This is a genomic window from Algibacter lectus (assembly GCF_900112395.1).
GTDB classification, from domain to species: Bacteria; Bacteroidota; Bacteroidia; order Flavobacteriales; family Flavobacteriaceae; genus Algibacter; species Algibacter lectus.
Map to the genome: position 1 here is coordinate 1 of NZ_FOLN01000007.1, position 13,032 is coordinate 13,032.

General features: G+C 33.2%; 9 protein-coding genes and 1 tRNA gene. 8 read left to right on the forward strand and 2 right to left on the reverse strand.

Annotated features, from left to right (window positions below; translation table 11 throughout):
• The 3 genes from BM246_RS12885 to BM246_RS12895 all read left to right on the forward strand — a co-directional run.
• On the forward strand, positions 1-4,500 hold a 4,500-nt coding region (locus BM246_RS12885), incomplete at its 5' end, for a T9SS type B sorting domain-containing protein (protein ID WP_074938446.1).
• A 30-nt stretch (positions 4,501-4,530) separates the two neighbouring features.
• Positions 4,531-5,463 carry a PorP/SprF family type IX secretion system membrane protein gene (locus tag BM246_RS12890; RefSeq protein ID WP_074938448.1) on the forward strand — a complete coding sequence of 311 codons (933 nt, stop codon included), beginning with the start codon at positions 4,531-4,533 and terminating at the stop codon, positions 5,461-5,463.
• Positions 5,464-5,480: 17 nt separating this feature from the next.
• Positions 5,481-7,451, forward strand: a complete 1,971-nt coding sequence (locus BM246_RS12895) for an OmpA family protein (RefSeq protein ID WP_231961858.1) — start codon at positions 5,481-5,483, stop codon at positions 7,449-7,451.
• Positions 7,452-7,506: 55 nt separating this feature from the next.
• On the opposite strand, the gene BM246_RS12900 is transcribed toward BM246_RS12895, so the two are convergent.
• On the reverse strand, positions 7,507-9,096 hold the full coding sequence (locus BM246_RS12900) for a peptide chain release factor 3 (protein WP_042497841.1): 1,590 nt from the start codon (positions 9,094-9,096) through the stop codon (positions 7,507-7,509).
• 194 nt (positions 9,097-9,290) lie between these two features.
• On the opposite strand from BM246_RS12900, the gene idi reads away from it, so the two are divergent.
• From idi to BM246_RS12920, 4 genes are all read left to right on the forward strand, one after another.
• Positions 9,291-9,812, forward strand: a complete 522-nt coding sequence (idi, locus tag BM246_RS12905; protein WP_042497843.1) for an isopentenyl-diphosphate Delta-isomerase — start codon at positions 9,291-9,293, stop codon at positions 9,810-9,812.
• Position 9,813: 1 nt separating this feature from the next.
• On the forward strand, positions 9,814-10,224 hold the full coding sequence (locus tag BM246_RS12910; protein ID WP_042506240.1) for a 6-pyruvoyl trahydropterin synthase family protein: 411 nt from the start codon (positions 9,814-9,816) through the stop codon (positions 10,222-10,224).
• 139 nt (positions 10,225-10,363) lie between these two features.
• The gene (locus BM246_RS12915) at positions 10,364-10,630 is read left to right on the forward strand and encodes a hypothetical protein (protein ID WP_042498109.1); all 267 of its coding nucleotides are present in this window, start codon (positions 10,364-10,366) and stop codon (positions 10,628-10,630) included.
• Between the two features lie 61 nt (positions 10,631-10,691).
• Positions 10,692-10,765, forward strand: a tRNA-Thr gene (locus tag BM246_RS12920).
• 65 nt (positions 10,766-10,830) lie between these two features.
• Here BM246_RS12920 and BM246_RS12925 read toward each other — a convergent pair.
• On the reverse strand, positions 10,831-11,532 hold the full coding sequence (locus BM246_RS12925) for a DUF4369 domain-containing protein (protein WP_074938452.1): 702 nt from the start codon (positions 11,530-11,532) through the stop codon (positions 10,831-10,833).
• Positions 11,533-12,138: 606 nt separating this feature from the next.
• Between BM246_RS12925 and BM246_RS12930 the strand changes: the two genes are divergently transcribed.
• Positions 12,139-12,804 (forward strand): M15 family metallopeptidase, encoded by a 666-nt coding sequence (locus tag BM246_RS12930; RefSeq protein WP_083415805.1) that lies wholly within the window; start codon positions 12,139-12,141, stop codon positions 12,802-12,804.
• Positions 12,805-13,032 lie beyond the last annotated feature (228 nt).

A 13,032-nucleotide genomic window follows, 5' to 3' on the forward strand; every position in this document is an offset into this window, starting at 1 on the left:
ATTTGTGAAAAAGCAGTACCAAGTAACTGTGATACCACAACTGTAGATATTGAAGTTGGTGGAACTATCAATGCTGTTATAAATGACTTCACAGCAACTCCTATAAATGGAAAAACAGGAGGAACTGCTGGTGATGTTACTGCTAACGATACTTTAAATGGAGTTGCGGTAAATGATTCAGAAATTAATATAACCTTAGATAGTAATGGGGGACTTATAGGCGTAAGTATTGATGCCAATGGAAATGTAATCGTACCAGCAGGAACGACTTCAGGAACATATACAATAACTTATACTATTTGTGAAATAGCGGTTGCGACGAACTGTGATACTACAACAGCAATAATTGTTGTTGAAGAAGCAGTTATTGATGCTATAATTGATGATTTTAGTGTAACGCCTATAAATGGATATGATGGAGGAATAGTAGGGGATATTACTCTTAATGATACTTTGGATGGTGTTGTGGTAACAGATTCTCAAATAACAATTACATTAGATGATAATGGTGGTTTAGTAGGCACTAGTATTAGTGCTACAGGCGAGGTAAATGTGCCTGCTGGTACACCTGCTGGATCTTATGTATTGATTTACACTATTTGCGAGAATTTAAATTCAAGTAATTGCGATACTACTACGGTTACAGTTGTAGTTGAGCCCGCAACAATCGGAGCTACTGATGATGATTTCACTTCAAACCCTATAAATGGACTAGAAGGTGGTATTGCTGGAGATGTTACATTAAACGATACATTAAACGGAGATCCTATCGATGATGGAAAAATATTTATTACTGATAATGGTGGTATACCAAGTGCGAGTATTGACGCCGATGGAAATTTAATTATTCCGCCAAATACACCTGAAGGGACTTATACAATAGAATACACTATTTGCGAGAACCTTAATCCAACAAACTGTGATTCTGCAAATGTTACCGTATTAGTTAGTGCAGCTATTATTGATGCTGTTAATAATGATTTTACAGCAACATCTTTTAACGGTTTAGATGGAGGAACAACTACTTCAGTATATACAAATGATACTTTAAATGGTGATCCTTTTGTTAATACAGCAGTAACTTCGAGTATAGTTAATGATGGCGGATTAATAGGAGTAACCATTAATAACGATGGAACAATTAATATTCCTGAGGATTCAGTAGGAGGCACTTATAATGTTGAATATCAAATTTGCGAAGTTTTAAACACTTCAAACTGTGATACAGCAACTGCTATAATTGTAATTGATTTACCAATAATTGATGCTGTTGTTGATGATTTTACTGCAAGTCCGGTAAACGGGACAAATGGTGGAGCTGTTGGAAATGTGCTTGGTAATGATACACTAAATGGAGATCCAATAACATCAAGTGAAGTTAATGTCACATTAACTTCAGATGGTGGATTAACAGGTGTTGCTATAGCAGCAAATGGAGTTGTCGAGGTTCCGGCAGGAACTTCTGCAGGAACGTACACTATAACCTATCAAATTTGTGATGTTATAAATCCAACAAACTGTGATACGGCAACTGCAGTTTTAGAAGTTGGAGCAGGAACAATAGATGCTATAAATGACGACTTTACTGCATTACCAATTAATGGTTCTGAAGGTGGAGCGCCAGGAAATATTTTATTGAATGATACACTAGAAAGTAATGCTGTATTAGCTTCAGAAGTAACTATAGCAATAATTAATGATGGTGGATTAACAGGGATTATAATTGATGCCAATGGAGATATCACTGTGCCTGTTGGAACTGCAGCAGGAACTTACAGTGTGATTTATCAAATCTGCGAAAACATAAATTCAGGAAACTGTGATAATGCCGTGATTTCTATTGTTGTTGAAGCTCCAGTTATTGAAGCTGTTAATGACGATTTTACGGCAGTGCCAGTTAACGGATTAACTGGAGGTATTACCGCTTCTGTATTCGGAGGAGATACTATTAACGCAAATCCTTTTGCAAATAATGATGTTGTAGTGTCGTTAACAGATATCGCAGGGTTAAATGGAGCAACAATAAATACAGACGGAACTATAAATGTTCCAGCCAACACTACGGCAGGAACTTACGTTTTAGAATATCAAATCTGCGAAGTGCTAAATCCTTCAAATTGTGATATAGCAACAGTAACTATTGTTGTTGGAGCTGCAAATATTGATGCTATTAGTGATGATTTTAGTGCAACCACAATTGATGGGCAAACAGGAGGAACAGCTGGAGATGTCACATTAAATGATACATTAAATGGAGTTCTTGTAGATGATAATTCAATTGATATTACTTTAGATGATAATGGCGGATTAATTGGAGTTGCTATTAATAATGATGGAAGTATAATTGTGCCTCCAAGTTCAACTTCAGGAACGTATACCATAACATATACTATTTGTGAAAATTTAAACCCGACTAATTGTGATACAACTACAGCTATTGTGGTAGTAGGAGAAGCGGTTATAGATGCAATAGTTGATGATTTCACAGCAACACCAATTAACGGTATTGATGGAGGTGTTGTAGGGGATGTTACTTTGAATGATACACTTAATGGAAACCCTGTAACAGATGCTAATATTTCTATTACACTTAATGATAATGATGGTTTAGTAGGAGCTAGTATCGATATTAATGGACTTGTAAACGTTCCAGCAGGAACACTTGCAGGTAGTTATGATATTACATATACTATTTGTGAAAATTTAAACCCAACCAATTGTGATACTACAACAGTAACCGTAGTAGTTGAACCGGCAGTAATCGATGCGATGGTTGATGATTTTAGTACAACTCCAATAAACGGAACTACAGGAGGAAATGTTGGTGATGTTACTAGCAATGATACTTTAAACGGGGATCCTGTTTTGGATACAGATATCACAATTACTTTAGATAGTAATGATGGGTTAAATGGTGTTTCAATAGATGCTAATGGTAATGTAATTGTGCCTTCAGGTTCTATAGCAGGTACTTATGTTGTCTCATATACAATTTGTGAGAATTTAAATCCTTCAAATTGTGACACTTCAACAGTAACTATTATAGTTGAAGCAACACCTATCGATGCCATAGAAGATAATTACACGGCTACAGTAACAGAAGGTAGTGCAGGAATTACATATACAGATCTTTTAAATAATGATAATTTAAACGGAGTAGCTGTAGATGTTAATGATATTTCGGTAACACCAAACACCAACGGACCATTAACAGTAAATACGGACGGAAGTGTAGATATTGCTCCTAATACAACACCTGGAACATACACTGTAACTTATACAATTTGTGAAGTTGCTGTTCCTGGTAATTGTGATACGGCAACTGTAACCATTACGGTAAATACATCAACGGTTACACCTGTAGATATAGAACCAGATACAGTAGAAACAGAAGAAGATGCACCTTTAGTGGTCGATGTTTATGAAAATGATACTTACGTTCCAACAATAGGGACATTAGTAACTACAGATCCTGCAAATGGAACAGTAGTAATCACCGATCCAAACGGAACACCAAACGATCCGAGTGATGATGTTGTAACATATACGCCAGATTCAGGATTTAATGGTACAGATTCATTTAACTATACGGTTTGTGATAACGAAACAGCACAAAGTTGTGATACAGCAACTGTATCGGTAACAGTGAATGAAGCAACATGTACAAGTTCTGTTGATACAGATGGTGATGGTTTTACCGATTGTGAAGAAACAACAGGAATCGATGACCCAAGTACGGAAGCAATTCCAACGGGGATTTCAGATGAAACAAATCCATGTAGTCCAATATCAACTGGGTGCGTTGCAGAAATAACTGTCACTAAAATAGCAGATGCAGCAGGAACAAATTTAGGAGAACAAATTAGGTATTCTATTTACGTTGAAAATACTGGAGATTACAATTTAACAGAGATTGCTTTAATAGATACTTTCTTAGATGCAAATGATGAAACACTAACATTAACTAGTGAGCCAACTTTTGATAGTGCCGATTTAGGCAGTCCAGAAGGTACCTTGTTAATTGGAGAAATAGCAACTTACACTGCTACATTTACAATTAACGAGCAAGCTTTAAACGCAGGAGGCGTTAGCAATAGTGTTTCTGTATCAGGGAAAACTGCTAACAATCAAATTGTTGCCGATATAAGTGATGATGGTGATGATTTTGATGGCGATTTAGAAGAAGATGCCACAGTTACAGAGCTTGGTTGTGTATCTGTTATAAATGAGTTTTCACCTAATGGAGATGGCTATGGAGATACTCTAGTTATTAATTGTATAGATAATTACCCAAATAACAGTTTAGAAGTTTATAACCGTTGGGGGAATGTAGTTTACAAGAAAAAAGGCTATAGTAGCAGTAACGAATGGGATGGAACTTCCGATGGTAGAACTACAGTACTGCAATCAGAAAAACTTCCAGTAGGAACATATTATTATGTTTTAGACTTAGGAAACGGTTTGAAACCTAAAGTAGGATGGTTATATATTAACAGATAATATTATCTTTAAGAAATAGAATTTATAAAAATGAAAGAATTCAAATTAAATACACGGTCTTTTCTATTATTAATGTGCTTAGTCATATTTAGTAGTTTAGATGCCGTTGCACAGCAAGATCCGCAGTATACTCAATATATGTATAATACTATGAGTATCAATCCGGCATACGCAGGGCAAAGAGAGGTTTTAAGTATAACCGGTTTATATAGAACACAATGGGTTGGGATCGATGGTGCTCCAAAAACGCAAACTTTAGGTATCCATGCACCTTTAAGAAACGAGCGTATTGGTTTAGGATTATCTGTAGTAAATGATGCTTTAGGGCCAGCCGAAGAAACATATATCGATGCCAATTTAAGTTATAGCATACCTTTAGATTACGATTATACTACCTTATCATTTGGGGTTAAAGCAGGGCTTCATCAATTAAGTACAGATTGGAGTAAAGGTAAGTATCAAACAACCGATCCTCTTTTTAATGAGCCTATTAGTAGATTATCACCTACTGTTGGTGTTGGTGTATACGTTAGTAATAGAGAATGGTATTTAGGAGTTTCTGCACCTAATTTATTAACCACAGATCATTACGATGATTTTATAGAATCGATAGCTACAGAGCGTATAAATTTTTATGCCATTGCAGGTTATGTATTCGATATTAATAATGATTTAAAACTGAAACCTTCAGCATTTATAAAAGCCGTTTCTGGAGCACCGGTAATTGGCGATATATCATTAAATGGATTATATAGAGAAAAATTAACGCTTGGTTTAGCATGGCGTTGGGACGATTCTGTAAGTTTACTTACTGGTTTTCAAATATCAGATGGTTTATATGTAGGTTATGCATACGATTTAACAACCACTGGTTTAAATAACTACAATAGTGGTTCTCACGAAATTATGTTACGTTTTGAATTACGCAAAGCAGGACGTTTATTATCCCCAAGATTCTTTTAAAGCCTAACCTTATGAAAATGAAAATACACATATTAACTATATTTTTAAGTCTAAGTGCAGTACTAAGTTATTCGCAAAAGGCCGATTATCAAAAAGCAAATAAAGCTTACGATAATTTTTCGTACGCAAAAACAAGTGATATTTTACTTGAAGTAGCCAATAATGGTTACACTTCGGTTAGCTTATTACAAAAATTATCCAATTCATTATATTTTAATAACGAAATGAAAGAAGCCGCCAAATGGTACGGCAAACTTTTTGAAGAAGTTGGAGAGACCGCTTTAGATAGTGAATACTACTTTAGGTACGCTCAAGCATTAAAAGCAACAGAATCTTATGAAGAGTCTGATGCTTGGATGCAAAAATTTTATGAGGCTAATAAAGATGATTTAAGAGGGAAAGCTTTTGCTAGTAAAAAAGATTATTTAGAGTCTATTTTATCGCTAAGTAGAGACTTGCAAGTTGTAAATCTGGATTTGAATACTGAAAAATCAGATTTTGGAACCAATCAATATAAAGATGAATTAATATTTGCTTCTTCAAGATTAGGAGACAAAATATACCAATGGAACAAGCAACCTTACCTAGATTTATACAAAGCAACAAAACAAGCCGATGGTTCTTATAAAAATGTGGTAGCCTTTAATGAAGATATTAATACAAAGTACCACGAGTCTACAGCTGCTTTTACTCCAGATGATGAGGTTATGTATTTTACAAGAAATAATTATTATAAAAAGCGCTATAAAAAAGATGATGAAGGTGTAAATAGGTTAAAAATATTTAAAGCTACAAAAAACATAAATGGAGATTGGAGTAATGTAGAATCTGTTCATTTTAATAGTAGTGATTATAGTGTAGCACACCCGGCCATTAATGTAAGAGGAACTAAAATGTACTTTGCTTCCGATATGCCAGGAACTATTGGTCAATCCGATTTATATGAAGTAGATATTCTAGAGGATGGTACTTTAGGTGATCCTGAAAATTTAGGTGCTTCTATAAATACAGAGGCTCAAGAAACGTTTCCTTTTATAAATGAAATAGGTGATTTGTATTTTTCATCAAACGGACTTTCAGGTTTAGGAGGTTTAGATGTTTATGTAGTTAGAGATTTTGAAAATAAGCGTGAAAGTAATCAACCTTTAATTGTTGAAAATGTAGGAAAGCCAATAAATAGTTCTAAAGACGATTTTGGTTATTATGAAAATTTAGGAACTAAAGAAGGTTTCTTCACATCAAACAGAGAAGGCGGAAAAGGTGATGATGATATTTACAGCTTTAAAGCGATAGAGTGTGAGCAAATTGTAACGGGAACGGTATTAGATAAAAATACGCAAGAATTACTAGCGGAGGCAACGGTAACATTGTATTCTAAAGCTGGAGATAAAATAGAAACCGTTATTGCCGATCAAGCAGGAGCTTATAGTTTTTCTAAGTTAACTTGTAATGAACCCTTTTTAATTCGTGCAGAAAAGACAGATTATATAGGAGACGAAAAGAACTTTGTAACCTTAATGGGGACAGAGGATATGGTAATTAATCTGAATTTGGAAATTAATATCCAAGCCATTACACCATGTGCAGATTTAGCTAAAATTTTAGATATTCCTGTGGTTTATTTCGATTTTGATAAGTATAATATTAGATACGATGCTGAAGTCGATTTACAAAAGGTATTGGTTTTAATGAATCAATATCCAACTTTAAAAATTGATATACGTAGTCATACAGATTGTAGAGGTACCAATGCTTACAACGAGACACTATCTAGCAATAGAGCTAAATCTACTAAAAACTACTTAATAAGTAAAGGTATAGAGGCTAGTAGATTAACAGCTAAAGGTTATGGTGAATCTCAGTTAATAAACCATTGTGATTGCGATTCTAATAATCGATCTACTTGTACAGAAGAAGAACATAATAAAAATAGACGTAGTGAATTTATAGTAACTAGTATAAACGGAAAGTCTTGCTTAGATAAATAAGAGCAAAATATAAAACATAAAAAAAGCCACTTTTAAAAAGTGGCTTTTTTATATTTTAAGAGAATTCAGAAACAAAATGAAACTTAATACTTGGATATTTCTGTTGTGTCATCTGTAAAGAGAAAGCCGAATCTGCTAAAAACACCAATTGGTTTTGTTTATCCTTTGCAAGAAAACGTTGTTTCACTCTCACAAACTCTTTGTATTCATCGTTTTTAGGATCTTCTGGTTCAACCCAGCAAGCTTTAAAAACATTTAAATTCTCATAGGTACATTTAGCACCATACTCGTGTTCTAGTCGGTATTGAATAACTTCATATTGAAGTGCTCCAACTGTTCCAATTACTTTTCTTCCGTTTAGTTCTAGAGTAAATAATTGTGCTACACCTTCGTCCATTAATTGGTCGATACCTTTAAAAAGTTGTTTCGATTTTAATGGGTCGGCATTATTAATATATCTAAAATGTTCTGGAGAAAAACTCGGTACACCTTTATAGTTTAAAATTTCACCTTCTGTTAAAGTATCACCAATTTTAAAAGTTCCGGTATCTTGCAAACCTACAATATCACCAGGGTAGGAGATGTCTACAATCTCTTTCTTTTCTGCAAAAAAGGCATTCGGACTAGAAAATTTTACTTTTTTATTATGGCGAACGTGTAAATAAGGCGCGTTACGTTTAAACTCTCCCGAAACAATTTTAACAAAGGCTAAACGGTTTCTGTGGTTTGGATCCATATTGGCATGTATTTTAAATACAAAACCAGTAAATTTATCTTCATCAGGTTTTACTAAACGTTCTTCACTTTGTTTTGGTCGCGGTTTTGGTGCTATTTCAACAAAACAATCTAGCAATTCGCGAACTCCAAAATTATTTAAGGCAGAACCAAAAAACACAGGTTGCTGCTCACCATTAAGGTATGTTTCTTTATCAAACTCAGGATAAATACCTTCAACAAGTTCAATCTCTTCACGAAGTGTGTTGGCTGCTTTTTCTCCTACTAGTTTATCTAATTCTGGTGATGCTAAGTCGGAAATTTCAATAGTTTCTTCTATATCTTTTCTACTATCACCACTAAATAAATTAACGTTTTTCTCCCAAATATTATAAATACCTTTAAAATCGTAACCCATTCCAATTGGGAAACTTAAAGGAGCTACTTTTAAACCTAGTTTTTGTTCAACTTCATCTAATAAATCGAAGGCATCTTTACCTTCACGATCCATTTTATTAATAAAAACAATCATCGGGATGTTTCGCATACGGCAAACTTCAACTAGTTTTTCCGTTTGTTCCTCAACACCTTTTGCAACATCAATAACAACAATAACACTATCTACAGCAGTAAGCGTTCTAAATGTATCCTCAGCAAAATCCTTGTGACCAGGTGTATCTAAAATATTAATTTTAATACCATTGTACTCAAAAGCAAGTACAGAGGTTGCTACCGAAATTCCACGCTGACGTTCAATTTCCATAAAATCACTCGTGGCTCCTTTCTTTATTTTATTACTTTTTACGGCACCAGCTTCTTGGATGGCTCCACCAAATAAAAGTAATTTTTCTGTTAAGGTCGTTTTACCGGCATCGGGATGCGAGATAATACCAAAAGTTCGTCTGCGTTGTATTTCTTTTAAAAAACTCATAAATTTATGTTGAAAAGCGATTGCAAATATAGCCGTAAAAATACATTTATTATAAGGTTTTAAATTTTAAAAAAGATAAACCCCTTCTAATTATCATTATAACCTCATTTTAAGTATACATTGGCAGGTAGGCTTCTTCCGTTTAAATTGGTATTATTCTTTATTTTAAAAATTAGTTGGTATTTTTGTGTTCTATGATTGAAGAAAAAGTTGTTTTAGTAAACGAAAAAGATGAGCAAATTGGTTTAATGCCAAAAATGGAAGCTCATGAAAAAGCAGTTTTGCATCGTGCATTTTCTGTATTTATTTTTAACGATAAAAATGAGTTGATGTTACAGCAACGTGCATTAACTAAATATCATTCTCCTGGACTTTGGACTAACACATGTTGTAGCCATCAACGCGATGGTGAAAGTAATTTACAAGCGGGTAAAAGACGGTTGCAAGAAGAAATGGGCTTTGTAGCGGAGTTAAAAGAAACCACATCCTTTATATATAAAGCTCCTTTTGATAATGGATTAACAGAACATGAATTCGATCATATCATGGTAGGGCATTATAATGATGCACCTGTTATAAACCCAGATGAGGTTGAAAGTTGGAAATGGATGCTTGTGGAAGATGTGAAAGTTGATATGGCTAAACATCCAGAAGAATATACAGAATGGTTTAAAATTATTTTTGAAAAATTTTACGAGCATATAAATATAGCTTAATATGGAAGTTACAGTTAACAGAAAAGCACATTTTAATGCGGCACACAGATTGTATCGCAAAGATTGGAGTTTTGAAAAAAACGATGCCGTTTTTGGTAAATGCAACAACCCTAATTTTCATGGGCACAACTACGAACTTATAGTTAGTGTTACCGGTGAAATAGATAAGGAAACTGGTTTTGTAATGGATATGAAGGTTTTAAAAGATCTTATAGAAGCAGAAGTTGAAGATCAACTCGACCATAAAAATCTAAACCTTGAAGTTCCAGAGTTTAAAGATTTAAATCCAACAGCCGAGAATATTGCTGTGGTAATCTACAATAAACTAAAGCCGAAGCTAGATGATAAATTAGCTTTAGAGATTACACTCTATGAGACACCGCGCAATTTTGTAACCTACTCTGGGAAATAAAACAGAGTTTCTTCTTTTAAAACGGAAGTAAAACTAACTTTTAGTGCAGTAATAGCAGTGCAATATTAAAATAGTACTAAAAATGTAAACGGTTTAGAAGTTTATGTTTAATTTTGTAAAAAATTTAAAAGCAATTAAAATGGCAAATGTTAGAAACCTAAAAAAGGACATTAATTATGTTTTAGGTGATATTATAGAAGCAGTATATGTTTGGGAATATGCAAACACAGATAAAGATACTAAACAAAGTGAAGCAATTATTGATGAAGCAATAGCTACTTTCGATGAATTGATAGTTAAAGTAAACGCTAAAAACGATAACGCAAAAGCGCATTTTAAAGCAATTAACCAAGAGTTAGAAACTAAAGGATTGGCTTTAATCGAAAAAATTAACAATTTAGGATAAATTTTTTGACATTTATGTTGCATATCTAAATATAGATACTATATTTGCACTCGTTAAAAAAGCCGATGTAGCTCAGCTGGCTAGAGCAGCTGATTTGTAATCAGCAGGTCGTGGGTTCGAGTCCCTCCATCGGCTCTTAAAAATAAAAAAGACCTTTCAAATTTGAAAGGTCTTTTTTTATGCTTAAAAAGTAAGTTTCGTTACTCTTTTTCAACAGCCTTAATCTCATCAAGAAATCTTTGTAATTCCTTTCCGTATTTAGATGCTTTTACTTTATCGGTTAGCGATACGTTAATAGTATCTAATAAACTTGTTTTAGCATTGTATATTTCGGTTAAAGCTAAATAAGGCGCAACCTCACTATCTTTATTATTTAGTGCAAAATTAACCGTAAACAAATATCTACGCTTTAAAATGGTGCTATATTGCTTTTCTAAGCTCTTTAGCTTAGTGGTGTCGCCAGCTATTTGAGCATCAAACTTCTCTTTTATTAAATCTAAGTTTCTATCGTTAAATCGGCTAATCATGGTTTTGTAATCGTCCATTACTTTTTGTTGTTCCGACCCTGTAATTTTAGCATCGTACATAAAGTTTTTAAGAGATGTGTTTATTTCTGTAATACCTTTATCTGCAAAAAACGAAATACCATCTTCTCTCTTACTGTTTTTATCTAAAAATAAAAAGAAAACCTCTGGAGATTCTAATGTACTATGTAATTCAAAATTAGGATTTCCACTTATAACCAAAGAGTCTACATTAATAAGTGTAGAATCTTTTACTTTTTTAAGATAAACAGTTCCTTTTTTTAAACCATCAATATGGCCTTTAACAGTTAAATCGTGTTGTTCTTCTCCGCAAGAAACCAATAAACAAACTAGTAATAATACAAGTACTCTATTCATATATAATTATGCTTTTTTTTAGTTAAGCAAATATCTCACTTTTATATTTTAAATACTAATGCCCATAATTGAATTATTTTAGTTAAAACTATCTAAAAAAAAGATACAAGTATAAAGTTTGGCACGCCGTTTGCTTTTAGATTAAACGTTACACTTTATGTAAAAGTTTATTGAGTGGTTACTTTAAACTGTAGAGTTGTAACTCATATTTTGATTGGTTAGTTAGAAAAAAAGCATCCGTTTTCGGGTGCTTTTTTTGTGTTATAATGTTTTGTTTTTCGATTTCTCGGAATTAAAAAAAACATGTATTTCATCGGTTATTTTAAATATTTCGTCTATAAATGTTAAAATTTAATGTATTTCATCGATTTCATATGTATTTAGTCGTTTTGTTACGTTTCAAAATTATATATTTGAACAGTTCTAAATAACACATTTTTTAGATCAATGGATTAATTAATTAGTATTTGCATTATGTTGTTGAAATGGAATCCCAAATCTAACCTCATAATACTAAAGCAAATGATAGAAAACCGAGTTTGAGGGAACTCGGTTTTTTTTATGCCTAATTTTTAGTGAAACATTATTTTAGCTAACTTCGCTATTATGAATTTTAAATATCTTTATCTCGTTTTACTCTCTTCTGTGGTTTCATTTGCACAATTACCAGAGGGTTTTGTTTATGTAAAAGAAGTTATACCAGATTTGCATGTAGAATTACGCTATAACACCAATTATAACTTTGTTGGGCAACCCGTAGATGGTTATAACTCTAATCGTTTAATTCTAACTAAGCAGGCTGCAGAGGCCTTGCGTTTAGTACAAGAAGAATTGGAAGATGAAAATTTGTGCCTAAAAGTGTACGATGGTTATAGACCGCAACAAGGTGTAAACCATTTTATGCGATGGGCCCGTGACTTAAATGATACGGTGAATAAAACAATTTTTTATCCTAAAATTAAAAAAAGAACATTATTTAAAGCCGGATATATAGCAACCAAATCTGGGCATAGTAGAGGTAGTACTATAGATTTAACTTTGGTAGATGGGAGTACAGGAGAAATTCTAGATATGGGAAGTCCTTACGATTTTTTTGGTGAAGCCTCATGGGTAAATTATCCACACATATCAGAAAAACAAAAAGAAAATCGACAAAAACTTCAAAAGGTTATGCTTAAGCATGGTTTTAGAAATTACTCAAAAGAATGGTGGCATTTTACATTACGATGGGAACCATTTCCTAAAACCTATTTCGATTTTCCTGTAGAATAGATTTGTTTGCCTTGATAAAAGTTATTCTCTTGGCTCTTTAAAAAGGATATATTTTGAAGGAAAGCTTGATTACAATTTAATGGAAAGGAAGAACCATAAGGAATTTAAAAAATTCACCACGACAAAAATTATTAGGGTGGTTAATATTTTAGCAGTAATTCTATTTATGGCATTTAAAGTGATTGATAAATCAGGGGTGTTTGCACTCTATTATGCGTTTTACTATTA